General features: G+C 34.0%; 22 protein-coding genes. 3 read left to right on the top strand and 19 right to left on the bottom strand.

Translation table 11 applies throughout. From position 1 onward, the window contains the following. Positions 1-117 precede the first annotated feature (117 nt). The 6 genes from FS935_RS11500 to FS935_RS11525 all read right to left on the bottom strand — a co-directional run bounded on the left by FS935_RS11500 (position 118) and on the right by FS935_RS11525 (position 6,943). A complete protein-coding gene (locus tag FS935_RS11500; protein ID WP_146948674.1) occupies positions 118-1,791 on the bottom strand; it encodes a glycoside hydrolase family 13 protein in 1,674 nt (557 codons plus the stop codon). A gap of 201 nt (positions 1,792-1,992) precedes the next feature. Next, positions 1,993-3,012: a LacI family DNA-binding transcriptional regulator gene (locus FS935_RS11505; RefSeq protein ID WP_146948676.1), complete on the bottom strand. Its 1,020-nt coding sequence runs from the start codon at positions 3,010-3,012 to the stop codon at positions 1,993-1,995. 142 nt (positions 3,013-3,154) lie between these two features. Next, entirely contained in the window at positions 3,155-3,970 is an 816-nt protein-coding gene (locus FS935_RS11510; RefSeq protein ID WP_146948678.1) for a carbohydrate ABC transporter permease, read from the bottom strand. After that, positions 3,970-4,830, bottom strand: coding sequence for a carbohydrate ABC transporter permease (locus FS935_RS11515; protein ID WP_146949010.1), 861 nt, complete (start codon positions 4,828-4,830; stop codon positions 3,970-3,972). Before FS935_RS11515 ends, FS935_RS11510 begins: the two co-directional genes overlap by 1 nt. A 235-nt stretch (positions 4,831-5,065) precedes the next feature. After that, positions 5,066-6,388 (bottom strand): ABC transporter substrate-binding protein, encoded by a 1,323-nt coding sequence (locus tag FS935_RS11520; protein WP_146948680.1) that lies wholly within the window; start codon positions 6,386-6,388, stop codon positions 5,066-5,068. A 300-nt stretch (positions 6,389-6,688) separates the two neighbouring features. Continuing rightward, positions 6,689-6,943 (bottom strand): GlsB/YeaQ/YmgE family stress response membrane protein, encoded by a 255-nt coding sequence (locus FS935_RS11525; RefSeq protein ID WP_146948682.1) that lies wholly within the window; start codon positions 6,941-6,943, stop codon positions 6,689-6,691. Between the two features lie 172 nt (positions 6,944-7,115). Between FS935_RS11525 and FS935_RS11530 the strand changes: the two genes are divergently transcribed. Beyond that, complete coding sequence (locus FS935_RS11530; RefSeq protein ID WP_146948684.1) at positions 7,116-7,739, top strand: YesL family protein; 624 nt, start codon at positions 7,116-7,118, stop codon at positions 7,737-7,739. A 282-nt stretch (positions 7,740-8,021) separates the two neighbouring features. Beyond that, on the top strand, positions 8,022-8,726 hold the full coding sequence (locus tag FS935_RS11535; protein ID WP_146948686.1) for an SGNH/GDSL hydrolase family protein: 705 nt from the start codon (positions 8,022-8,024) through the stop codon (positions 8,724-8,726). 496 nt (positions 8,727-9,222) lie between these two features. On the opposite strand, the gene FS935_RS11540 is transcribed toward FS935_RS11535, so the two are convergent. After that, on the bottom strand, positions 9,223-9,972 hold the full coding sequence (locus tag FS935_RS11540; protein ID WP_146948688.1) for a sugar phosphate isomerase/epimerase family protein: 750 nt from the start codon (positions 9,970-9,972) through the stop codon (positions 9,223-9,225). A 184-nt stretch (positions 9,973-10,156) separates the two neighbouring features. Between FS935_RS11540 and FS935_RS11545 the strand changes: the two genes are divergently transcribed. Then, the gene (locus FS935_RS11545; protein WP_146948690.1) at positions 10,157-10,927 is read left to right on the top strand and encodes a helix-turn-helix domain-containing protein; all 771 of its coding nucleotides are present in this window, start codon (positions 10,157-10,159) and stop codon (positions 10,925-10,927) included. 86 nt (positions 10,928-11,013) lie between these two features. Here the strand turns inward: FS935_RS11545 and FS935_RS11550 are convergent, their stop codons facing one another. The 12 genes from FS935_RS11550 to FS935_RS11605 form a co-directional block, all read right to left on the bottom strand. After that, positions 11,014-11,211, bottom strand: a complete 198-nt coding sequence (locus tag FS935_RS11550; protein WP_146948691.1) for a TMEM199/VMA12 family protein — start codon at positions 11,209-11,211, stop codon at positions 11,014-11,016. Between the two features lie 161 nt (positions 11,212-11,372). Further along, the gene (locus FS935_RS11555; protein WP_146948693.1) at positions 11,373-11,630 is read right to left on the bottom strand and encodes a DUF6171 family protein; all 258 of its coding nucleotides are present in this window, start codon (positions 11,628-11,630) and stop codon (positions 11,373-11,375) included. Between the two features lie 24 nt (positions 11,631-11,654). Next, entirely contained in the window at positions 11,655-13,139 is a 1,485-nt protein-coding gene (locus FS935_RS11560) for an alpha-N-arabinofuranosidase (protein WP_146948695.1), read from the bottom strand. Between the two features lie 161 nt (positions 13,140-13,300). Beyond that, entirely contained in the window at positions 13,301-14,785 is a 1,485-nt protein-coding gene (gene araA, locus FS935_RS11565) for an L-arabinose isomerase (protein WP_146948697.1), read from the bottom strand. 24 nt (positions 14,786-14,809) lie between these two features. Beyond that, positions 14,810-15,523 carry an L-ribulose-5-phosphate 4-epimerase gene (gene araD / locus FS935_RS11570; protein ID WP_146948699.1) on the bottom strand — a complete coding sequence of 238 codons (714 nt, stop codon included), beginning with the start codon at positions 15,521-15,523 and terminating at the stop codon, positions 14,810-14,812. A gap of 23 nt (positions 15,524-15,546) precedes the next feature. After that, positions 15,547-17,256: a ribulokinase gene (gene araB / locus FS935_RS11575; protein WP_146948701.1), complete on the bottom strand. Its 1,710-nt coding sequence runs from the start codon at positions 17,254-17,256 to the stop codon at positions 15,547-15,549. A gap of 295 nt (positions 17,257-17,551) precedes the next feature. Further along, positions 17,552-18,895, bottom strand: a complete 1,344-nt coding sequence (locus tag FS935_RS11580) for an arabinan endo-1,5-alpha-L-arabinosidase (RefSeq protein ID WP_205124301.1) — start codon at positions 18,893-18,895, stop codon at positions 17,552-17,554. Continuing rightward, on the bottom strand, positions 18,879-20,363 hold the full coding sequence (locus FS935_RS11585) for an arabinan endo-1,5-alpha-L-arabinosidase (RefSeq protein ID WP_146948703.1): 1,485 nt from the start codon (positions 20,361-20,363) through the stop codon (positions 18,879-18,881). Before FS935_RS11585 ends, FS935_RS11580 begins: the two co-directional genes overlap by 17 nt. Positions 20,364-20,589: 226 nt before the next feature. Then, positions 20,590-21,549, bottom strand: a complete 960-nt coding sequence (locus FS935_RS11590) for a glycoside hydrolase family 43 protein (RefSeq protein ID WP_146948705.1) — start codon at positions 21,547-21,549, stop codon at positions 20,590-20,592. 57 nt (positions 21,550-21,606) lie between these two features. Next, positions 21,607-23,109 carry an arabinosylfuranosidase ArfA gene (gene arfA / locus FS935_RS11595; protein WP_146948707.1) on the bottom strand — a complete coding sequence of 501 codons (1,503 nt, stop codon included), beginning with the start codon at positions 23,107-23,109 and terminating at the stop codon, positions 21,607-21,609. A gap of 196 nt (positions 23,110-23,305) precedes the next feature. After that, positions 23,306-24,193: a carbohydrate ABC transporter permease gene (locus FS935_RS11600; protein WP_146948709.1), complete on the bottom strand. Its 888-nt coding sequence runs from the start codon at positions 24,191-24,193 to the stop codon at positions 23,306-23,308. A gap of 33 nt (positions 24,194-24,226) precedes the next feature. Next, positions 24,227-25,120, bottom strand: coding sequence for a carbohydrate ABC transporter permease (locus tag FS935_RS11605; protein WP_146948711.1), 894 nt, complete (start codon positions 25,118-25,120; stop codon positions 24,227-24,229). Between the last annotated feature and the right edge of the window lie 203 nt (positions 25,121-25,323).

Below are 25,323 nucleotides of genomic sequence, written 5' to 3' on the forward strand. Positions count from 1 at the left end.
GAATCTTATGTCTGCAGCGCAATGGAACGAACTTGTTTCTTTCAACTTAACTGAATTTAGATTTATTCGTCTTTTTGTATGACATCTTTAATTATGTCCCAGCCTCATCTACTTACTTTAAATTCGGTATACTCTTGTTTCAAATGGTTTTAATGTTAATATACTTGTTGAATCATGGTTATCTACTTCATAGTTAGCTAGAAGAAGTTGATTTGATTCAAAAGCAATACTAAGATCTTCCTCCCATGTAACCGTATCAGCTGTTAGATTTGAAAAAACAACAACTTTTTCAACATCTAATGAACGTGTATACGCATAAATAGCTGGATGATCTTCAAGGATTAGATCATAAGTTCCGTATGTGAAAATATCATCACTTTTTTTAAGCTTGATCATTTTTTTATAAAAATGTAAAACAGAAGATTCATCTTGTTGCTGTTTCTCGACATTAATATCTCGGTAATTTTCATTCACACCTATCCAAGGTGTTCCTGTTGTAAATCCAGCATTAGGTTCATTTGACCATTGCATAGGAGTTCTTGAATTATCTCGACTGGACGCCCAGATCACTTCCATGATCTCATCATGTGAAACCCCTTCTTCACGTTTAAAACGATACATGTTCTTTGTAGCTACATCATTATATTCTTCAATCGAATCAAATTTAACATTTGTCATACCAATTTCTTGACCCTGATAAATAAATGGTGTTCCTTGCATTAAGAAGTACATTGTAGCTAAAGCTGTAGCACTTTCAAACCAGTATTCCTGATCATCGCCCCAAGTGGAAACAACACGTGCTTTATCATGGTTTTCTATAAATAAAGCATTCCAACCTTTGTTTTCGAGAGCTTTCTGCCAATTTGTTAATACTCTTTTTAAACCTAGTATATCCAAGCCATTTTGAGATTCTGCATCCCATAATGCTAAATGTTCAAATTGAAAGACCATATTAAATTTCCCTTTTTCTTCACTAACCCACAGCTCTAAATCTTCGGTATTATCAACCTTTACTCCATTTGCCTCGCCAACAGTCATAATATCGTATTTAGCGAAGGTTTCTTGCTTTAATTCATCAAGATATGTGTGGATCCCCTCCACATTCATATGTTTATCAAAAGAAGAAACATATCTTTGTCCTTCTGGATTTGGCATATCAAGTAAGCCTTCTTCTTTATTAATATGACTTATTGCATCAACACGGAATCCATCAATTCCTTTATCAAGCCACCAATTGATCATATCGTACAACGCTGTACGTACCTCTTTATTTCTCCAATTAAGGTCAGGCTGCTTTGTTGAAAAGATATGAAGATAATACTGGTTTGTTTTTTCATCTAATTGCCATGCAGATCCACTAAAAATACTTTCCCAGTTATTAGGCTCATTACCATCTTTACCATCTCGCCAAATATACCAATCACGCTTAGGATTATTTTCTGAAGACCGTGATTCTATAAACCAAGGATGCTCATCACTTGTGTGATTGATTACTAGATCAATAATCAATTTCATTCCACGTTTATGAACTTCTTCTAAAAGAAGGTCAAAATCTCCCATTGTACCGAAATCGTCCATAATATCTTGATAATCACTAATATCATAGCCATTATCATCATTAGGAGATTTGTACATAGGACAAATCCATATTACGTCAATTCCAAGATCTTTTAAATAATCTAGCTTTGACATCATCCCTTGAAGATCTCCAATGCCATCTCCATTAGAATCCATAAAGCTTCTAGGATATACCTGGTAGGCTACTGCCTCTTTCCACCATAATTTATTCATAACTCTGCCTCACAATCAACATTGACTTATTTTCAAACATTTTATTAACTATTAAATAATCAAATATAACCTTATTATTATTATGACCAATAATTTTAAGAAGCAAAAGTTAAGGGTCTAAATAAAAGGAAGAGGATAATTGATAAAATGTACGTATCATTACATTTTCATCACTCATCCTCAAGAAAGTTTAAGATATAGTTATTTCTTTTGTTCACATGACTTCCGCTCAATGAACTTTGTAGGAATCGTAATCCTCTTAGGTAATGTATCTGGTACACTTATTTTTTCAAGTAAACATTTAGTTGCCTCAAAACCAAGCTGGTAAATACAAATATCTACGGATGTTAATGGGGGCTTTGAATGTTCAGATAGCATTAAATTATTAAAGCTTACAATTGAAATATCGTCTGGAACACGAATATTCATATCCTCTAGATGACTTATCATTTCATATGCAATTAAATCATCTTGTGTAACAAGTGCTGTAGGGGGATCACTTAAATTCATAAGTGACGCAATTGCTTCCCTACCATTCTCCTTAATAAAGTCTTCATGAACTAAATAGTCCTCATTAAATGGAATACCAGCATCTTGTAATGCGAGTTTATAACCGTTTAATCGATCTATCGTTACAACAAAGTTAATACTTCCTCCAACAAAAGCAATATTTTTATGCCCAAGTTCAATAAGATAATTTGTAACTTGTTTTGTTATATGAATATTATCGTTATCAACATATGATACACGTTCTTCATTTTCATCTGGTCTTCCTACAACAACAAATGGAAAATCAGATTGTTGTAAAAAACGCATTGTTTTATCATTAATACGAGAATACAGGAGAATAACTCCGTCAACCCTTCTACCTAATACCATTGATGTTACTTCATGATAGATTTCATCTTCTGTTGACCCAGTAGAAAGGTAAATTCCATATTTATTATCGTGTGAACTAGTACTTATTCCTCTAAGTACTTCAGGGAAAAAGGGATTTTGAAATGCATAATAAGCTGAATTAGGCATAATTACACCTATTGCTTGTGTGCTTTTTGCTGCTAAGCTTCTTGCCTGTAAATTAGGATGATAACCTAATTCCTCCATCACTTCTCGAACTCTTTTTTTTGTTTGTTCACTTATGCGAGAACTATTAGCAATAACCCTCGAAACTGTTGAAGGTGCAACGTTTGCCAGTTTTGCTACATCTTTAATTGTAACCATTGGTGCCTCCTTACCAAATGCAGGGTGATAACAAAATGTGATACCTATTTGATTCCCTATTTGTTACACCCTTTCCTGCTTGAAAAGAAAATAAAATGTCGAGAAGGATATGGGAACGATTTCTCATTCCTTATAGTTGATATTATTTAACTGCACCTTCAGATATACCTTTTATAATTTCACGTTGTGCAAAGAAATATACAATAATTACCGGTATAATCGCGATCGTTAAGCCTGCAAGTGCTAAATGCCACTGCTTTGTATACTCTCCAAAGAAGAAGAACATTTTAAGTGGAATTGTTTGTAAGCCTTCTTGGTTAATAACTAATGATGGTAATAAATAGTCATTCCATATATAAATGATGTTTAAAATCGCAACAGTTACAGTAATTGGTTTTAAGATCGGGAAGATGATATGCCAAAATACTTGGAATTTGCTACATCCATCAATTGTTGCTGCTTCATCTAATGATTTAGAAATACCATTTAAAGTACCGTGGTATAAGAAAATAGATAAACTGCTTCCGAATCCTAAATACATAAAGATTAGACCTACACGATTTAACATTTCTACCTGTCCAAATACTGTTATAAGTGGAATCATAACTGATTGGAAAGGAATTAACATAGCTGCAACAAATACCATAAATAATAATGTACTTATTTTGCTTTTATTACGAGATAAAGCGTAAGCTGCCATAGATGAGAAAATGATAATAATCAATACACTCGTAACAGTAATAATCACTGAATTAAAAAACGTTTGGATAAAATCAAGTTCTTCAAAAGCCTGAATATAGTTATCAAATGTAAATTCTTCAGGTAAACGAATAACATCTGAAAATATTTCTCTTTTTGTTTTAAGAGAGTTAACGATCATTAAATAGAAAGGTGAAAGCCATAAAAGCCCTAATAAGATTCCTAATATCTCAAGTGAAAATGGATATTTGCTTCTCATTACATTTCAACCTCCCTTTTCTTATTAATATAAACTTGAGTTAATGCTATTACTGCAACTATGATAAAGAATACAACAGCTTTTGCTTGTGCATATGCCATATCTCTTTCACCAAATGCCGTTTTAAAGATTTCCATTGCAACCATTTGTGTTGAGTTATATGGTCCACCTGCTGTTAATGAAAGGTTTTGATCATAAAGTTTAAATGAGTTTGATAATGTTAAGAACATGCTTACAGTAAATGCTGGAGCAACTAATGGGAAAATAATATATCTTAAGCGTTGGAATGGCCCAGCACCATCTATTTCAGAAGCTTCTAACAATTCACTTGGAAGTCCTTCCAAATATGCGATATAAATAATCATGATATAACCTGACATTTGCCAGCTCATTAAGATAACTAATCCCCAAAAACCTGTTTCAGTTGTAGATAACCAACCTTTCAGACTCTCGATCCCAAAGATATCTCCAAAACCAGAAAATACTTTAATGAAAATGAACTGCCAGATAAATCCTAATATCAGTCCACCAATTAAGTTTGGCATAAAGAAAACCGTTCTTAAAAATTTACTAGATTTAATTTTAGTTGTAACAATTAATGCTAAACCGAGCCCAATGATATTCGTTAGAAAAACCGATACAACCGAGAATTTAGTTGTAAACCAGAGAGAGTTTAAAAACTCTTCGTCTTTAAAGGCATCGATATAATTCTCGAACCCTAGGAATGAACCAGCTTTTATTCCATTCCAATCAGTAAATGAATAGTATACCCCTATTAATAAAGGTAAAATAATAACCAATGTTAATGCTAATAGGACCGGTGCTAAAAACAACCAATATGATAGATCCTTTGTACGCATCATGTTTTATCCCTCCAACATATGATAGCTTTTTAATGTTTTACCTTTGTTTAAACTAACAAAGATTTATATAACGTCCTTTTCATGGTGTGCTATAAGACGCTTCATAATAGAAGGTGAAAATACCTTCTATTATGAAGTGTCTTATACGATATTGGTAAATTAGTAGATTAAATGTATGAGCAAACAAAGTAGCAAAAATCGCTACCTCGTTTGCTCACTTTCTTACTATTAACTATTCTGCTCTTGCTTCTTCCCAAGCAGCTTTTGAATCATTGATTACTTCTTCCCATGTAGCTGCATCGCTCAAATATTTTTGGATATTAACACCAAGTTCATTTTGAGCCCAGTTTAATGGATATCCACTGAATGTCCAACCAATTGTTTTTCCTGCTTCTGCATACTCATAAATTGATTTTGAAAGTGGATCTGTAATTTTTGAAGCATCATAACCTTCATAAGCTGGGATGAATTTAAAGTCACTAACAACAGCTTCTTTACCTTCATCAGAAGTATATAACCAATCTAGGAATTTCTTAGACTCTTCTACTACTTTTTCATCTTTGTTCTTATTTACAGCCCAGTACATTGGAACACCTACAGGAATTGAATCCTCTTTATATCCTGGAACTGGTATTGGTAAAATACCAACTTTGTTATTAGCTAACTCTTCGTCAATACCTGCGATAGATCCGTATACCCAGTTACCTTGTTGAATAATAGCAACTTTACCTGTAGAGAATAATTCTTCTACTTGTTGTGAATAGTCAAGACTTACAACAGGTTGAACTGAGAATTTGTTTTGTAAATCGATAAAGTTTTTCATTGCATCTGCATATTCAAAACCAATTGTGTCAGACTCGTAAGCCTTAGTTACATTACCGTCAAATTCTGGAGCAATAAATGCATTTGCTAAATGTTGACCAGTTACCCAAGTCTCTTTAGCTGGGAAAGCAAATACTGCATCTAAACCTAAGTCACCTTTTTTTCCATCTAATGTTGCAACAGCTTCTTCTAATGAAGCCATATCTTTAATTGTTGTAGGATCAATTCCCGCTTTTTCGAATATTTCAGTGTTGTAAATTAAACCATAACCTTCTTGGTTAAATGGTAATCCATATGCTTTATCTTCTTTAGTAACTCCGTCAAGAGTTCCTTCAAGCGCAACTCCTGCTGCTTGAGTATCTGTTAAATCAGCTAAGCTATCTTCCCAGTCAATAACATCAGTAGGACCACCGATATTGAAAATTGCTGGCTCATCACCTGAAGCAAATTTAGATCTTAATGCTGCACCATAATCTTCTCCGCCACCAACAGTTTGAATGTTGATTTTAACGCCAGGGTTTGCTTCTTGATATTGTTCAGCAACCGCTTCAAACTGATCTTTAAATTCTACTTTAAATTGGAAAATATCTAATGTTACTTCTTCTCCTTCAGCTTCAGTACCACCAGTGTCTGTGCCTTTTGTTTCATCAGAACCGCCAGAACAACCAGCAAGTACAACGCTTACAAGAAACATAATAGAGAAAAGCCCCAAGAATAATTTTTTACTACTCATTGTTTTTACCCCCATTTTTTATTTATGCGCTTTCAGTTAGAAAAAACGTTTGCACAATTACTCTAAAAAAAACATAGTTACTTTTAAAACAGATTAACATGAACACACTTAAATCTTTGTTATCTTATTTTAATTTTATGTAATCTATGTGCACTTAATTGCGAAATCGTTTGCACTAACCTTGCAATAAAAATATAACACACATATTTAATCCGCACAATATTTTTTTGAAATTTTTTTAATAGATTACTATAACCTTAAAAAACCACTTCAATCAGCAGATCAAAGTGGTCTTCATTTCTATCTTTTATTTTTACTCATTTTCATTATTAGCCCAACTAACAATACCACGATAATCGCCCCAATTAATGCTGGGATTATCGCTATACTGGCTAGCTTTGGACCAAAATCACCAAATATCTCTCCACCAAGCCAAGCTCCAATGATTCCTAATATAATATTCCCAATTACTCCACCTGGAATATCTCTTCCTACTATTAAACCAGCTAACCACCCTAGCAATCCTCCAACTATTAGATAAAGAAGAAAACCCATCGCTAACACTCCCTTTGTTCTTTAGCTTGTCTTTACACTCTTTATTCCCAGTTTACGATCAAAGAAAACCACTATATAATACGACATAGGATAACTATATTAAAACTTCAATGAAAAGACCTACTATTCTTTAGGATAAACTCTTTTCAATATATGAAAGGACGTTATATAAATGGGTACAATGGACAAGTTATACAATGTAGCTGAGTGGATTATGAGACTTTGTATAGTAAATTTATTATGGTTTTTATTCACAATATGTGGACTGGTTGTTTTTGGATTATTTCCAGCTACAGCTGCTATGTTCACTATTACGAGAAAATGGACGTTAGGAGATTATGATGTTCCTCTATTCAAAACATTTTGGTCTACATTTAAAAAGGAGTTTCTTCAAGCTAATGTATTAGGGATTATTTTTTATCTTATTGCTGGTTTACTTTATATTAATTTCTTGTATACGAAATCACTAACTGATGGAGCTTCAATACTTATGATTGGTGGATTTTTCTCACTTTGCTTATTTTTTGTGATACTGTTTATTCACATTTTTCCACTTTTCGTACATTATAGATTAACAACTTTTCAATATATAAAACGTGCATTCCTTATTGGTTTAATTAAACCTCTAAACACTTTGTTAATGATTGTAGGCTCATATGCAATTTATTACATGCTTTCTTCAATACCAGGTCTGAATTTTTTCTTTCTTTTTAGCTCAATAAGCTTTTACTTATCTTGGATGTCACTACGAACTTACAAGAAGTTTGAGCAACAAGAAGCGGAAAGTACCTTATAAAGTAATGTTTTTTCCAATTAGATTGTTGCTATAATGAAAAAATAGGCTACCTGTTTCTTAAGATACTTGGTAGCCTATTTTTTTATGGTCATATGGTAAAAATTCTAAGTCATGTATCATTTCGAAAGAAACTACCTTATAATGCATAGTTCATACCTTTGTCTATATATTGTGAATATTATTTGATGATTAATAGCTAATAGTTTACAAGATTATTCTTTGCGTTATGATAGAAGAAATAAGATATTTAAAAATTGATTTATTTATAATGAGGTATGCTACATGAAAATAATATGTTTTGGTGATAGTCTCACAAGAGGCGTATCTATCGTAAAAGGAAGATTAAGAATTTTAAAGGAAAGTTACCCAACTTCTTTACAAGAATTATTCTCGAGCAATAAAAATGAGGTTACAGTTGTAAATAAGGGTGTATTTAATGATAACTCTGACTTACTATTGGAAAGACTTGAAAAAGATGTTATACATGAAAAACCAGATTATGTGATTGTAGGTGTTGGAGGAAACGACTGTAATTTTAACTGGGAAGAAGTTGCTAATAATCCTTTAAATGAGCATAAAGCAATTGTTCCGCTAGATCGTTACTTACACAATATTAAAACAATGATTAACCAAATATCTCAAAGTGGTATTACACCCGTAATTTCTACACTTCCACCTTTAGATCCAGTTCGATATTATAAAAATATTTCAGAAAAATATAGTCCTTCAATTAGCCATTGGATCAGTCAAGTTGGAGGAATAGACTATTGGCATGGAGTTTATAATCATCATTTAAATCAATTAGCAGAAGAGTTAAATATAATGAAAATTGATGTGAGAACAGGAATTAAAAAAGCGGGAAACTTAGTTGATTTAATAAGTGATGATGGTATTCATCTTACTGCTGAGGGATATAAAGCTTTGAGTGCAGAAATTCATCGCAACCTACTAAGCACCATAGCTTTACAAAATAAAAAGCTTTGTTAAAAAATCTCTTTTATGGCACGGTTATTCAAGCAGTAGTCACATGTCTATTAACAGAATACTACAAGGTACTAAACAGTAAGCTTTAACATAATCGCTGAAGTAAAAACAATTTGAAAAAGAGGCTGTCACATAATTAAAGAAATCATACAAAAAAACGAATAAATCTAAATTCAGTAAACTGAAAGAAATAAGTTCGTTCCATTACCCTGCAGACACTCCATTCGCCGGGGAGGAAGCTGAGCCTCCTCGCTACGCTTGCGGGGTCTCAGCCTTTCCTCTTCTCCCGTAGGAGTCAAGTGTCTTCCGCTCCATTCCACTAGTTCTTAAAAATAGTATACAAAATCAAAAAATCTATTGAAGACTGCAAATAAAAACCCGAACTATTAGGCGAATGACTAATTGAAATATCACCTAATTATTCGGGTTTATTATTAGTCTAAATACTTATGCCCCAGCCTCTTTTTCTCATATCACATAGTGCCATATGACACATTAATCATTTCCTTTTTAAGTAATTAAAACTTCTTTCAATACTTTCAAACGCAGGTCGACGGCAAACATCTTGCTCTACAATCCACCATTCAACGTTAAGTTCATTCCCTAGTTCAAGGATTGCATCAATTTCCACTCCACCAGTTCCAAGCTCAGCAAAAAACTTCTCATCATCTGTTGTCATATCTTTTAAATGAACGAGAGGTGTTCGACCTTTATATCGATTTAACCACTCTACAGGATCTTCTTCGACTTTTGTGAGCCAATAAACATCTAGCTCTGTATGAAGATTTTCGGCATTTGTATCATTAAAAATTGACTCTAAAGCTGTTCTACCATCCTGTAATTTCTGAAGTTCAAAATCATGATTATGATAGCAAAGAGTAATTCCTTCTGCTTTTAGCTTTTCACCAGTTTCATCTAAAAAGGAAATTAGTGATTGATAATCTTCTTCACTTCTCTGATCCTCTGCTAAATAGGGACAAACAACATACTTGCTGCCTATGATTTTCTGATCATTAATCACTTGATTTAAATTATTTTTAAGTTCTTCTAGTGAAATATGGCTTGATGCTGCTTTTAAATTGTTATGATCTAACAATTCCTTAACCTCTTGAGCATCTAGACCCTCAAAACCTGCAAATTCTACACCATCAAACCCAATTTCAGCTACACGCTGTAGTGTACCAGCAAAATCTTTTTTTGTTTCCTCACGTAATGTATATAACTGAATAGCTATTGGAATATTTGTCATAACTTCTACCCTCTTTCATTTATTATTTTCTGCGTTTTCATATAACTAAAAAATAGAATATTTCGTTCAAACGTTTATGTCTTATTTACCTTTAGCTTAAACGATAAATTACTGTTTGCAAATGAATGATATAATTAAAACATATACTATCTTCCTACTTTTATTCAAAGGAGTTTAGAAAAATATGATTAATATCGTGTTATGCAGTTTTTCCTATCATACGAGAAAGTTTCATTCTATTGATCATGCTGGATTTGATGATTATTTATTTCGTTTACAAACAGAAGGATCTTGTCAAATAACTGTAAATAATAAAAAATATACGATTGAAAAAGGAGATCTTCTTCTTCTTAAACCAAAAGAACAATATGAATTAAACATAGAGGAGGGACAGAACAGTGGAGACTACTATATTTTCTGTCGTGGAAGCTGGATTGATAATTGGTGGCACCATTCAAAGAAACCAACGGTATCACGAATAAAGTTAGACGATAAAATTTTGAATTTATGGAGATATCTCATCATTGAAGAACAACGACCATCTTCTGAGCAGGATAAAAATCTTAACGACTATTTAATGAAAGCCCTGTGTTTATTATTGGAGAGATATGTAAATGAAACAACTATTGTTTTCAACCGCCCACCTGCAGTTACACGAATGATGCGTTATATTGAAGAAAGAGCATTATCACCACTAAAAATTGAGGAAGTAGCCAAACATGTTGAGCTTAGTGTTTCGAGAGCATCCTTTTTATTCAAGAATAGTGTTGGAAAAACGATGATTAAATATACACAAGAAATTCGCTTATCTTCAGCTCTTGACCAAATGAAATACACATCAAAATCACTTGAACAAATAGCCGTGAACTGTGGCTTTGGCAGTTATCCCTATTTTCATAAGGTATTTAAGAAAACATATGGTGTATCACCTGGTATATATAGACGTGAAGAATAGATTTATAAAGAAATACAGATAATTAAAAATGGAGACTAGTATCAAATTGAATACTTTAGTCTCCACTTTTCTAAGCCTATTTTAGATTATTTAGTTGGTTTTTCAGAGTCGCTTTTATCCATAGAAAGAAGATACGCTAAAACACCCGATAATAGCGATCCACCAAATGAAATTAAAATACGGTAATGTAGTGGAACTACAGAGTGATCTTTTGCTAATATCCATAAGGAAAGAATCCCAACAAAAATCATTGTCATTATAATAGTAGTAAATCTCTTATTCATTTTAAACTCCTTATCTCTTCAATCTTCTTTGTAATCATATCATACAAATAAAATTTACATATTGGTAGTCAAGAACGCAAAAAAACATAGAAGCTCCCATCTCATATCAGAGATGGGAGCCTCACATTACGTAAATTCTTTAATTGATCTGATATAAATGTCTACCATTTAGCACCATGTGGACTCGGACACCGTTTAGTCGAAAATTTCGCACGATATTCAACAAGACAGCCACTATGTGAACATGTTGATCCATAAACAAGTGATGGACATGTTCTACATGCACTCATTCGTTCCTCAAAAACTTCATTTGAGACAATAATATTTTCAGAACCTTTGTGATTGGAAAGAACTCGATCAACTTCTTGTTTTTTAAGGATGACATTTCTCGTACAGCTTTTACAAACATTTGTGGTCATATAATCATCCCTGCCTTTTACTTTTTAAATCGTTAGTAACACAACTGACATTGGCGGTAATGTAACCACTAGTTGTTCATTTTCAATTTTAAATTCTGTAAATTCAGTTGTTGTAACTAAGTCAGGTTGTTCAAATGTATTGTGAGCATCAATTGTATCAGCTGTAAGGATGGTACCAGTAATACCTGAAATATCTTCTTTCAATCCACGAAGCTGAAGTGTGATTGTTGATGATTCTTTATGGTCAATATTATATAAACTAATATTGACTTTTCCTTCTTTATCTTTAGATGCTGAAACAGAAACTTGCTCAACTTCTTGATCATTGTATTTGTATGTTCCTACAGTTGCATCAACAGAAAGTAATGTTGCATCTTGGTGTACCTTATACATATCAAAAACATGATATGTTGGAGTTAAAATCATTTTATCTCCTTCAGTCAACACCATTGCTTGAAGAACATTTACCGTTTGTGCGATATTTGTCATTTGTACACGATCACAATGCTTATGGAAAATATGGAAATGAACAGCAGCAACTAATGCATCGCGTATTGTATTTTGTTGATAAAGGAACCCAGGATTTGTTCCAGGCTCAACATCAAACCATGTTCCCCACTCATCAATAATCATGCCTACACGCTTTTCTGGATCATATTTGTCCATAATTGTACCATGCTTTGTAATCAACTCATCCATATGTAAAGCTTTCTGCATTGTAATAAACCATTCATCTTCAGGGAAATTGGTTGCAGATCCTTTGCCTAACCAGAAATCACCAGGAATTGTATAATAGTGAAGACTTAAGCCATCCATTAAATTTCCTGCTTCACGCATTAATACTTCTGTCCAATTATAGTCATCTACATTTGCTCCACCAGCAATTTTGTAAAGCTTGTTGTCGCCATAATTTCTTACATATGTTTGATAACGACGATATAAATCTGCATAATATTCAGGTCGCATATTTCCACCACAACCCCAGTTTTCGTTACCAACACCAAAATATTTAAGGTTCCAAGGTTTCTGTCTACCATTTTCTTGGCGCCAGTTTGCCATTGGTGATTCACCATCAAATGTCATATATTCAACCCACTCAGACATTTCTTGTACAGTCCCACTACCTACGTTTCCACAGATATAAGGCTCAGTATTTAACAAATCGCATAGTAGCATAAATTCGTGTGTACCAAAATGGTTGTTTTCCACAACTCCACCCCAATGAGTGTTAACCATACGTTTACGTTCGCTTCTTGGACCGATTCCATCCTTCCAGTGATATTCATCAGCAAAACAACCACCAGGCCAACGAAGCACAGGTATATTAATTTGTTTTAATGCTGCTAATACATCATTTCTAATTCCTTTAGTATTAGGAATCGGTGAATCTTCTCCAACCCAAATTCCTTCGTAAATACAACGACCTAAATGTTCTGCAAAATGTCCATATATATTACGATTAATTGTTCCCTTGTTTATATCAGTATTAATTACAACTGTGTTTGTCATCTTTTAACCCTACTTTCACTTTTTAATTTGGTTATTATAGTAAAGTCTGTTGCTCCTATTAAACTAAAAGCAGCAATTTTGTAAAAAGAAGCCTATAGTTAAAAAACGAGGTAACCCATCAAATTGAAGTATGATCGTTATCCTCGTTTTCACAATAAATATTATTTAAACACTACGTCATTCCAACGTAATTCGTTTTTGAAAGCATGTTTATTTGTATCATTATTAATAAGAACACATTCAATTCCTACTAGTTCAGACCAGTCTCTTAGCTGATCAACTGTTACTTTATATGAATACACTGTATGATGAGCTCCACCAGCAACAATCCAGTTTTCTGCACCTTCACTTAATGATGGTTGTGGAGTCCAAAGAACTCTAGCAACAGGCAGATTTGGCAGATCAATCTCAGGTTGAATTGCATCCACTTCATTTACGACAAGACGGAAACGATGTCCAAGGTCAATGATTGAAGCATTTAATGCTGAACCACCTTTTCCATCAAAAATCATACGTGCTGGATCTTCTTTTCCACCAATACCTAATGGATATACAGCAATTTTTGGTTTTGTAGCTGCTATTGTTGGGCAAATTTCAAGCATATGAGATCCTAATACTAATTCATTACCAGGCTCAAAGTGGTACGTATAATCTTCCATGAATGAAGTATCTTCATTATTTGCAATGATTTTCAGAATACGAAGAAGTGCTGCTGTTTTCCAATCACCTTCACCAGCAAATCCGTATCCTTGTGCCATTAAACGTTGAACAGCAAGACCTGGTAACTGCTTCATACCATGTAAATCTTCAAAAGTTGTTGTGAATGCTGTGTATCCGCCTTCTTCTAAAAATGCTTTCATACCTAATTCAATTCTTGCTTGATAGCGAATTGATTCACGTACTGGACCATCTTCTTGACCTTCAGCAACAATGTCATATTCACGAGCATACTCTTCCATTAAAGAATCTACTTCTTGTTCTGAAATGTCATTCATGCGCTGAACTAAATCACCAACACCATAACCATTCACAGTCCAACCTAGTTTAATTTGTGCTTCAACTTTATCACCTTCAGTTACAGCTACTCTACGCATGTTATCACCAAAACGGGCAACTTTTAAGTGCTGTCCTTCAGAGAATGCTGCAGCTGTTCTCATCCAGCTACCAATCGTATTTCTTACTTCACTATTCTCCCAATGTCCTACAACAACTTTTCTTTTCACATTAAGTCTAGTAGCCATAAAGCCAAACTCACGATCACCATGAGCAGATTGATTTGTGTTCATAAAGTCCATATCAATACTATCCCAAGGAATATCACGATTAAATTGTGTATGAAGGTGTAGCATTGGTTTTTGTAATGATGATAATCCTGCAATCCACATTTTTGCAGGTGAGAAGGTATGCATCCAAGTAATGATACCTGCACAATTTTCATCGGCATTTGCTTCTAAGCATAATCTACGAATTGAATCTGCTTCCTTTAGCACTGATTTAAATACAAGCTTATAAGTAAGAGTTGGATCTTGGTCAAGACCTTCTGTAATCACTTTTGAATTTGCTTCAACTTCTCTTACTGTTTCTTCTCCGTATAGATCTTGACTTCCTGTTACGAACCAGAATTCATATGGTTTTGCTGTTAACATATTGATTTCCCCCTAGTCAGATAATTACTGTTTTACTTCTTTAGATTTTTGACCATAATAAGCATTTGCTCCATGCTTGCGTAAATAATGTTTATCTAATAAAAATTGATCAATTGAATTTACTTCTGGATTTAACTGATACGTATGCAAAGCCATTTTAGCTACTTCTTCTAACACTACTGCATTATGCACTGCTTGATTTGCGTCCTTTCCCCAACAGAAGGGTGCATGACCTGACACTAATACTCCTGGGACAGCTACAGGATCTATTTCACCTTTTTCAAACGTTTCAATAATGACATTACCTGTTTCTAATTCATATCCACTAGTAATTTCATCCTCAGTAAGTGTTCTTGTGCAAGGAATTTCTCCATAATAATAATCTGCATGTGTTGTGCCTAATGCAGGAATAGAGCGTCCTGCCTGTGCCCAGCTTGTCGCCCATGGTGAATGTGTATGAACAACACCACCTATTGTCGGAAAAGCTTTGTAAAGCGCTAAATGTGTTGCCGTATCTGAGGATGGACGTAAGTCTCCTTCAACAATTTCGCCTTCAAGATTTATAACAACTAAATCCTCGAGCTTTAATTCCTCATATGGAACTCCACTAGGTTTAATAACGACAAGTCCTTGTTCACGATCAATGCCACTTACGTTTCCCCATGTAAACGTCACCATATTGTATTTTGGCAATAGAAGATTTGCATCAAGAACTTGTTTCTTTAATGATTCAAGCATAATCATCTCTCCTCTTTTTAACATCACTTGGCTTTATTAAGTGACTTCTGTTCTTGTTTTAAGTTGTTGGATTGTTTAATTTTCTTTAGGTTTTTCATTACATTATTTTCATCATTACCAAAGTAGTCATATAGCCTTGAATACTCAGTGTATAACTGCTCATATACTTTTGAGTTATGTTGAATAGGTTGGTATTTAAAATCTTTTAATCTGGCCATTTTCTTTGCAGCAACTTTAATGTCATCATAACCACCGCGCTCCTTACCAGCAGCAACAGCTCCAAACATCGCTGAACCTAGTGCTGGTGTTTGTGAAGTAGCTGATATGCGGATATCCATGTTTATTACATCTGAGTAAATTTGCATCATAAGATCATTTTTCTCTGCAATACCACCACATGCATACACTTCATTTATTGGCACTCCACTATTTCTAAATGCTTCAATAATTTTACGTGTACCATATGCAGTTGCTTCAATCAATGCACGATAAATTTCCTCAGGCTTAGTTAATAACGTAGCACCTAGTAGTACGCCTGTTAGATCTGCATCATTAAGTGTTGAACGATTGCCGTTCCACCAATCCAGTGCTAGTAAACCGCTTTCACCAACATCAAGTTTTGCTGCTTTATCTGTTAACAATTGATGTATTCCTATTCCTTTTTCTTTTGCTTCTGCATGGTAGCTTGCTGGAAGACAGTTTTCAGTAAACCATTCAAAATGATCACCAACACAAGATTGACCAGCTTCATAACCCATTAATCCTGGAATAACACCATCTTCAACAACTCCACAAATACCTGGTACAAGCTTTTCTTCATCACCTAGTAAGATGTGACATGTAGACGTTCCCATAATCATTAATAGTTTACCTGGTTCTGTTATACCTACTGCTGGTAATGCCACATGAGCATCTACATTTCCAATAGCTACAGCTGTTCCTTGATTTAAGCCAATTAATTCTGCAGCACGTTTTGTTAATTCACCAGCTTTTGATCCAATCGGTAATATATCATATGAAAGCTTCTCTTCAACAATATTTTCCAAACGAGGATCTAAGGCTTTGAAAAATTCTTTTGAAGGATATCCTTCTTGCTTATGCCACATTGCTTTATAACCTGATGTACAGCTATTTCGTTTTAAGTCACCTGTTAACTTATAGACAACCCAATCTGTTGCTTCAACGAATTGATCAGCTGCTTCATATATTTCGGGTGCTTCATTTAAAACTTGCCATAGTTTAGGAAATAGAGATTCCGAGGAAATTTTCCCTCCAAATCTTTTTAGGAACTTTTCTCCTCTTGCTACAGCTATTTCATTTAATCTATTTGCTTCTTTTTGTGCAGCATGATGTTTCCAAAGCTTTACATAACTATGTGGTTGATTCTTAAATTCTATTAATTGACATAATGGTGTACCATATTTATTTATTGGCAAAACCGTACAAGCTGTAAAATCTATTCCAATACCAATTACATCATTTGCTGAAACATTAGCTTGTTTTAAAACATCAGGGATGGTAGTTTCTAATACTTCAATATAATCTGTTGGATGTTGCAAAGCCCAATCATTTTCTAACTTTGTACGCCCATAAGGTAAAAACTCATTCATTACTCCATGTGTATAGGGTTTAACAGCTGTTGCAATTATTCTCCCTGTACCTACATCAACTAGTACTGCTCTACCCGATTGTGTACCATAGTCAACACCAACTGAATACTTAGTTATCTTCATCCCCCCAAATCATTAACCCTCAGAAAAGCCTTTTCTATGTTTCATATTTTAGAAATTCATGAGTTTAACATTTTATACGTACAAGTTATTAATTCTAGCTCCTTACTTTTACTAAAAAAACAAAAATACTAGAAACATAAAGCATTTTATAACTTATACGTATGACCTTAAATAAATTTTAGCACTTGTCAGATAAATTTCAATACAAATTTTAAATATTTTCGTAATTTTAATGAAAAATCTACTAATCCCCTCTAAAAACAGCAATAACTTATCCTTACAAGTTATAAAACACTTACTCTTTCATTTTTTTTCCTATAAGAACATTTCCTTCTTTGTCTTTTCCTGTAAAAACCAATGTAGGATTCCATCTACTCCAGTCCCAAGCAGGTAGAACATATAAAGTAAATATTTTTTCCTCTAAACTAAGCTCAAACTGATTGCGATCTTTACAAACCCAATGTCCATTATGAATATCTTCTACTTTTCCTTCTGACAAAAGAAGAATTGGTTTAGAAGCAAGTTGATGATTGTCGTTCCGATCCATTTCTATCACTTCCCATAAGCCTACTAATTGACTAGGGTTGATCTTTTGTTCCTTTTCACCAGCATAACGCTCAGGTGAAACAAGTGGCCATCCATCATTTGTCCAGACAATTTTCCGAATATGTAACGCATGATGTTTTTTTGTTCTCTCACCTCTAGCATGATGACAAACAAAATAATCGTCTCCATCTTTTAATACGGAATTATGTCCAGGACCTATCCAACCCTCAGCTTCTCCAAATTTATAGCCACCAAGGATTTTCAACCCTGTATCATTTGGAGAAATCTCTATATTCGTCATATCATTTCCATTGTAATCTAGATAAGGACCTTCAATACGATCAGCACATGCGACCCGGATATTATAATCTCTAAATAAAGAGTCATAGGAAACAAACAGGTAGTACTTTTTAAATTCTGGATGATACACGATATATGGGCCTTCTACTGCAGCTTCAACACTATGATGTCTTTTTGAGATTAAGATTCCATCATTTTGTTCTATTAATTTTCCAGTGGAAGGATCTATTTTTGCAACAAATATCCCACCAAAAAAAGATCCATATACCATCCAAGGATTTCCTTCTTCATCAAAAGTAATATTAGGATCAATGGCATTTGGGATACTTTCACCATGCTTAGTTTTAATAACCTCACCCTGATCTACCCATGGCCCTTCAATATTATTACTTGTTGCAACCCCGATAAATGACTGATTTTTCCCAAATTGAGAAGCTGCATAATATAAATAATAGGTTTCACCATATTTTGTTACATCAGGAGCCCATAATCCTTTTGCACCTGTCCACTCATGTGCTTCTGTTGGAATTTGCTCAAACGCATGTCCAACCCACTCCCAATGTATTAAGTCTTTAGATTTTCTTACTTGAATTCCACCTGTTGGTTCGCCACCAACCTTGGCATCAGTTGAAAATACATAATAAGTGTCACCATCTTTATATAGAGCAGGATCATGAACATTATGAATTGTCCATGATGATTCGTCATTTGCTATTGCTTCATCATATAAATCATATTTAACTGGTGCTTTTGGAAACATCATTTCTTGTATTCCCTCACTTTCCAATCTCATTTGATATTTTCTTACCCCATACTGCTGTACCTTCTTCATTTAATCCAGTGAATACTAGTGTCGGTTTCCAATTTTCCCAATCCCATTGAGGAAGAACCGTAACAGTGTCAACCCAATAGTTATCAGGTGCCTCGTTATCATGCCAATATAACTTAATTGTATTTGAGCTAGATCGTTCCCAGTAATCTTTACCGTCTTTTTCATTTATCTTTCCATTTTCAAATAATGTGAGATTAGTAGAAGTAGCCATCGCATCATCAATACGACTTAAAGTTAGATACTCCCATTCTCCAATAATATTCTTTTCAGTTAATTCTTCTGTCGACTTTTCAGGAATACCTGCATACCGTTCTGGTGAAACAACTGGCCATCCATCTTCTGTCCAGATTATTTCTCTTACATGAAGATGTGACCAATATAAATCCTCTCCAGCTCTTGCATTATGAGTGATATAATATTTGTCACCATCCTGAATTAAGCCATTATGACCTGTACCTAACCAACCAGTATCATTATTAAATGCATAGGCTCCTACAATTTTTGTTCCTGTGTCAAATGATCCTTCTGTAAGATCAACCATATTTTTGTCATTATAATCTAAATAAGGTCCTTCAATATTCGCTGATCGGGCAACACGAACATTATAGGTATCTTCAAGCCAACCGTACGAAAGTGTTAAATAATACATTTCCGTATCATCGTTATACATGATCGCCGGTCCTTCGATTTCATAATCATTGTTTTTACGCTGAGCGATTAAAGTACCTTCTTCTTCAGGTGATTTTAATTTCCCAGTGCTTTTATCAAGCTCGACAATAAAAATTCCACCAAAATAAGAACCATAAGTCATCCATGGATTTCCTTCTTTATCAATGATGATTCCTGGATCAATGGCATTAACTGTCTTATTATCTTCTTCCTGCGTTTTCACTACTGCACCCTGGTCCTCCCAAGGCCCTTCAATGGAAGTACTTGTCGCTAGCCCTATATAGGAATTTCTTGTGCCAAAACCAGAAACAGAGTAGTAAAGGTAAAAGGTTCCATTCATTTCAATAACATCTGGTGCCCAAAAGGTATTTCCACCTTTAGTCCACTCAGCAGCTTCCGTTGATACAGAACTGAACACTCTGCCAACAAATGACCAATTTATCATATCTTTTGATTTTCTAATTTGAATACCTGGACTCGGAGTACCTGCAACCATATAGTCAGTTGAAAAAGTGTAATACCAATCATCAACCTTTATAATTTCAGCATCATGAGTATTATTTGTTGTCCATTCTGATTCAGAATTTATAATATCGGGATTAATTTTTTCATTAAGTGTTTTTGGTGGAGGTGAAGGGTATTGATTTTCATTTAGCGCAACGCCATTTTGATTACTATTTGTCAGAAAAAGAGTTAATCCTCCAATAATTAAAATAGAAACCGCTATAACAATTGGAACAACTACTTTTCTCCTCAGCATATTGAACACCTTCCTTTTCTATTCTGTTAGCTTCCTAGTAGTTAGAATGCGTGACAATAGAGAGAGAGCCTTCTTTTATCAATCTATTGAAAGTTAATTATGTAACTGTTAATGACAATGTGGTAAAAAACAGTATCACACCTGATTAGATGTCTTTTACCTTTCTTAGGAAATAAATAATTTAAAAAAGGCTGACCATATATATATCAGCCTTTTTTATAAATCATTATTTGCTATCTGGAACAGGAATTCCAAAGTTCGGTGTACCATCTTCGTTCCACTCTAAAACTTGAACACGAGTATGTCTGTTAGGATCATATAATGGATCACCTTCAATTTCTTTATAGTTTCTAGCATGGTAAACAAGGATATCCTGTGAGCCATCTTCAGAAACTGTAAAACTATTGTGACCAGGACCATATTGACCTGTTTCTTCATTTGTTACAAATACTGGTTCAGGCGTTTTATGCCATGAAGCAGGATCTAGTAAATCACTATTTTCATCTGCAGTTAAATAGCCCATGCAATAGTTAAAGTCTGTTGCACTTGCTGAAAACGAAATGAAGATTTTACCGTTTCGTTTTAATACAGCAGCACCTTCGTTAACTAAAAATCCGATCTTCTCCCAGTCATATTCAGGTGTTGTAATACATACTTGCTCACCTTTTAATGTCCATGGATTCTCCATTTCGGAAATATATAAGTTAGAGTTTCCAAAGATTTCAGGGTCTTTTTGAGCCCAAACTAAATATCGAACTCCATTATGCTCAAAAGAAGTTGCATCTAAAGCAAAGGATTCCCATTTTGTGATAATTTGACCTTTTTCAATAAACTCACCTTCTAATGGATTATCTGATGAGTTTTCAAGAACAAACATACGATGATCAAACAAGCCATCTTTTGTTTCAGATGTTCTTGCAGCAGCAAAATAGATGTACCATTTTCCATCAATAAAATGAATTTCTGGAGCCCATATATTCGCACTCATTTTTCCGCTTTCATGCTTTACCCAAACTGTTTTCGCTTCAGCATTTGTTAATCCCTGAATTGTTTCAGAACGACGAAGTTCGATTCTGTCATATGCAGGTACAGAACCTGTGAAATAATAAAAGCCATCAGTATGTTTATAGATCCAAGGATCTGCTCGTTGTTCGATTAGTGGATTATTAACTTTGAATTCTGCCATGTTAGACAACTCCTATAATTTAATTTTTGGGTTCAATCCCATTTTTTATATTGATTCTTATAATTTAGTTTCACATTGTAGACGGATCATATTCCATGACATTTTAGGCAGCTTAATTTCTAGCTGTTCGCCTGCTTCGCTTGAGATGTCATACTTTTTCGGTTTAATATTATCTGGAGAATCAAAATTATTAGTTGCATAAAGGTCAGGACCATCCATAACAAGATGATCAATGATTTTAACTGAACCAAATGAACGAAATTGAGCATCTAGTAAAAGATCATCATCTTCTGAACAATTTAAAGCAAAGATACTTAATGTATTATCTTCAGGGTTATATGTTGTCGATGATTGAACTAATGGAATTTCTCCATGTTTATTCGTTTCCATTGTTGGCGCATCAACTAAAGTATTAAGCACCTCTCCTCTTCCATAATTTGATACTTGGAAGAAAGGATAGAAAATTGTTTGCTTAAAAGCTGGACCACCTTTTTGAGTGAAAATAGGTGCAATAACATTTACTAATTGTGCTAGTGACGCCATTTTTACACGATCGACGTGTTGCAATAATGTACACATCAACCCTCCAAAAACAAGTGCATCTAATAATGAGTAATTATCTTCAAGAATTGGTGGAGCAATCTCCCAATCTTTTAATTCTACCTTTTTCTGATACCAAACATTCCATTCATCAAATGAAATGTACATCTTCTTTTTACTTCTATTCTTTGCCTGTACATAATCTGCTGTACTGGCAATTGTTTTAATAAAATTATCCATATCAGCAAATGATCCCAAGAAATCATTAACATTCCCAAGGTTCTCGTAATATCTATGACATGAAATATAATCAACATGTTCATACAAGTGTTCTAATACAACGCGATCCCATTCTGGAAATGTTGGCATTTCTGCAGATGAACTACCACAAGCAACTAATTTAATCGTTGGATCTACCCATTTCATAATTTTTGCTGCTTCTCTTGCTTTTTTTCCATAATCCTCTGCACTTAATTGACCGATTTGCCAAGGTCCATCCATTTCATTACCCAGACACCACACCTTTACATTATGTGGGTCTTTGTGGCCGTTTTTGATACGTAAATCACTCCAATATGTATTACCTGGATGATTACAATATTCAACTAAATTCCCAGCTTCCTTCGGAGTTCCAGTACCTAGATTAACAGCTAACATCGGTTCGATATTGGACTTATTTGCCCACTTCATAAACTCGTCTATTCCTACTTCATTTGGTTCTGTTGTACGCCATGCAAGATCAAGTCTTGTTGGTCTTTTATCAATCGGTCCTATTCCATCAGTCCAATCATAGCCTGAAAGAAAATTCCCGCCTGGATAGCGAACAATCGGAACATTTAATTCTTTAACTAATTCCATTACATCTTTGCGAAATCCATCTTCATCAGCTAGTGGATGATCAGGTTCATAGATTCCCGTATAAACGGCACGCCCCAAATGTTCAATAAATGACCCGAACAAGTTTGGATCTACCTCTCCTACTTTGTAATTTTTATCAGCAAAATAAGTAACACGTTTCATATAGATTCACTCCCTTGCTTTTATAAAGGAAAAGTGGCCATTACATGGTAACTAGCCAGCCTAACCTAATCTAAATTTGTTTAAAGTAGATTAGGCTAGCTAGTTCGTCCCATTTAGCCACTATAGTAGATATATTAGAATTCTATAACTAACTTAATAGATAGTAGTGTTATTTATGTCTATTATTTATGCTTCATTATCCTTTAACACCAGAAATTGCAACAGACTCGATAATCTGTTTTTGGAAGAAAATAAATACAATTAACATAGGTAATAAAGAAACAACTGACGCTGCCATAATTAACGGATAATCACTTTGTATCGCGTAAGTAGAGTTAAAGTTTGCAATAACTAGCTGTAATGTTTGTTTCTCAGGTGAGTTTAAATAAAGAATAGGACCAAGATAATCATTCCAAATCGTCATAAACCACAATATTAGCTGTGCAGCAACTGCTGGACGAACTAAAGGGAAAATGATTTTATAGAAGATTTTAAAATAAGAACATCCATCAATCTTTGCTGCTTCAATAATTGAATTTGGAACACTTGTTAAATATTGTCTTAAGAAAAATACCATGATGATATTCCCAAATAAGCCTGGAACAATAAGCGGTAACAGAGTATCTACCCAACCAATTTGTGAAAAGATAATAAATTGCGGGATCATAACAACTGGATATGGAATCATCATCGCAGTCAATAATAGTAAGAATATTGCATTTTTAAATGGGAAATTCATTTTACCGAATGCAAATGCTGCTAAACTAGATGTGAAAGTACCAATAACAGTAACTGACACAGCTACTATTAAACTATTTATTATACCTTGTAATAAAGGTCCTTTTTCCCAAATTTCTACATATTTGATAAAATTAAAGGATTCTGGGATCCATACAGGTGGTAGTGCGTACACTTCTTCAATTTCTTTAAATGAAGTTGCCACCATCCACAAAAGAGGTGCGACCATGAAAATTGCTCCAACTGATAACAAGCAGAAAACAATGATATTAGTTATTCTTGTTGTTTTCTTTTCAGATTGATATTTCACTTTAGGCTCCGGTTTTTTATCTAATACAGTATCCATCATTTCCACTCCCTTTTACTCTGACTGACATGATTAATCAAGTTCATAAGATGATTTCTCATTAACCTTAAATTGTATATAGGTAACAAGGAAGATACCAATACCTAAAACAACTGCCATTGCAGAGCCATAACCCATTTCAAAGTTACCAAATGCTTTCTGCCAAATATAGAATACTACTGTTGCAGATGAATACTCAGGACCACCAGTTGGTGTCATTACGTTAATTTCAGTGAAAATTTGCGCTCCACCAATGATTGATGTAACAACAATAAAGAAAGTTACTGGTTTCACCATCGGTAATGTGATGTTTTTAAACATTTGGAACCCATTAGCTCCATCTAATTTTGCTGCTTCATAATAAGTTTTTGGTACACTTTGTAATGCAGCTAAATATAACAACATGCTATATCCTAAGCCCTTCCAGACTGTCATAAGAATTAATGCAGGCTTAACAGTGTGCTTATTCATTAACCAACTTGGTCCATCTATTCCAAAGATCGCTAAAAATTGGTTAACTAAACCATAATCACCGTTGTAAGCCCACTGCCAAAGGATTGAAATAGCAGCAATTGAAGAAATTACTGGTACATAGTATAAAACTCGGAAAACTTGCGTTCCAAAGATCGCTCTGTTTAATCCTAAAGCTAATAATAGAGCTAATATTAATCCTAATGGAATACCAAGCATCATGAAGACCGTATTGTAAAGGGCTTTATGAAAAGATTCATCGGTTAGTAGAAAAACATAATTTTGTAACCCAATAAAGTCCATTTGCCCTAAACCATTCCAACTTGTAAATGAACCATAAACTGAATAAATAGTTGGCGCTAAAATAAATATTAAGTAGCCTAATATTGGTAATGCTACAAACATATATGCATTTCTTCGCTCACTTTTATAAAGTTTTGACGTTTTGTTTTTCATATTTTTCTCCCCATTTCTTTTAAAAGGGCTTTAACCTTAATCTACTATCAGAGAGTTAGTAAAAAGTGCAAGCGCCTTGATTTGCCAGGAAAAATAAGGCAATTTGGAACAGAAGGCTCTCTTTGCCTTCAATTCCAAATTGCCTTATAACCTAGGAAATGTTTTCCTTCGAAGGCACTGGAGCTGTAGACACAGAATTTAAG

Origin of the sequence: Metabacillus litoralis, from assembly GCF_007994985.1 — a bacterium.
GTDB classification, from domain to species: Bacteria; Bacillota; Bacilli; order Bacillales; family Bacillaceae; genus Metabacillus; species Metabacillus litoralis.

Bases quoted from the DNA above. Each gene is read 5' to 3' on its own strand.
- arfA (WP_146948707.1), bottom strand. From the start codon at position 23,109: ATGAAACGTGTTACTTATTTTGCTGATAAAAATTACAAAGTAGGAGAG.
- FS935_RS11545 (WP_146948690.1), top strand. From the start codon at position 10,157: ATGATTAATATCGTGTTATGCAGTTTTTCCTATCATACGAGAAAGTTT.
- FS935_RS11555 (WP_146948693.1), bottom strand. From the start codon at position 11,630: ATGACCACAAATGTTTGTAAAAGCTGTACGAGAAATGTCATCCTTAAA.
- FS935_RS11520 (WP_146948680.1), bottom strand. From the start codon at position 6,388: ATGAGTAGTAAAAAATTATTCTTGGGGCTTTTCTCTATTATGTTTCTT.
- araB (WP_146948701.1), bottom strand. From the start codon at position 17,256: ATGAAGATAACTAAGTATTCAGTTGGTGTTGACTATGGTACACAATCG.
- FS935_RS11605 (WP_146948711.1), bottom strand. From the start codon at position 25,120: ATGAAAAACAAAACGTCAAAACTTTATAAAAGTGAGCGAAGAAATGCA.
- FS935_RS11580 (WP_205124301.1), bottom strand. From the start codon at position 18,895: ATGAGATTGGAAAGTGAGGGAATACAAGAAATGATGTTTCCAAAAGCA.
- FS935_RS11600 (WP_146948709.1), bottom strand. From the start codon at position 24,193: ATGGATACTGTATTAGATAAAAAACCGGAGCCTAAAGTGAAATATCAA.
- araD (WP_146948699.1), bottom strand. From the start codon at position 15,523: ATGCTTGAATCATTAAAGAAACAAGTTCTTGATGCAAATCTTCTATTG.
- FS935_RS11590 (WP_146948705.1), bottom strand. From the start codon at position 21,549: ATGGCAGAATTCAAAGTTAATAATCCACTAATCGAACAACGAGCAGAT.
- FS935_RS11560 (WP_146948695.1), bottom strand. From the start codon at position 13,139: ATGACAAACACAGTTGTAATTAATACTGATATAAACAAGGGAACAATT.
- FS935_RS11505 (WP_146948676.1), bottom strand. From the start codon at position 3,012: ATGGTTACAATTAAAGATGTAGCAAAACTGGCAAACGTTGCACCTTCA.
- araA (WP_146948697.1), bottom strand. From the start codon at position 14,785: ATGTTAACAGCAAAACCATATGAATTCTGGTTCGTAACAGGAAGTCAA.
- FS935_RS11525 (WP_146948682.1), bottom strand. From the start codon at position 6,943: ATGGGTTTTCTTCTTTATCTAATAGTTGGAGGATTGCTAGGGTGGTTA.
- FS935_RS11585 (WP_146948703.1), bottom strand. From the start codon at position 20,363: ATGCTGAGGAGAAAAGTAGTTGTTCCAATTGTTATAGCGGTTTCTATT.
- FS935_RS11530 (WP_146948684.1), top strand. From the start codon at position 7,116: ATGGGTACAATGGACAAGTTATACAATGTAGCTGAGTGGATTATGAGA.
- FS935_RS11550 (WP_146948691.1), bottom strand. From the start codon at position 11,211: ATGAATAAGAGATTTACTACTATTATAATGACAATGATTTTTGTTGGG.
- FS935_RS11540 (WP_146948688.1), bottom strand. From the start codon at position 9,972: ATGACAAATATTCCAATAGCTATTCAGTTATATACATTACGTGAGGAA.
- FS935_RS11510 (WP_146948678.1), bottom strand. From the start codon at position 3,970: ATGAGAAGCAAATATCCATTTTCACTTGAGATATTAGGAATCTTATTA.
- FS935_RS11515 (WP_146949010.1), bottom strand. From the start codon at position 4,830: ATGCGTACAAAGGATCTATCATATTGGTTGTTTTTAGCACCGGTCCTA.
- FS935_RS11500 (WP_146948674.1), bottom strand. From the start codon at position 1,791: ATGAATAAATTATGGTGGAAAGAGGCAGTAGCCTACCAGGTATATCCT.
- FS935_RS11535 (WP_146948686.1), top strand. From the start codon at position 8,022: ATGAAAATAATATGTTTTGGTGATAGTCTCACAAGAGGCGTATCTATC.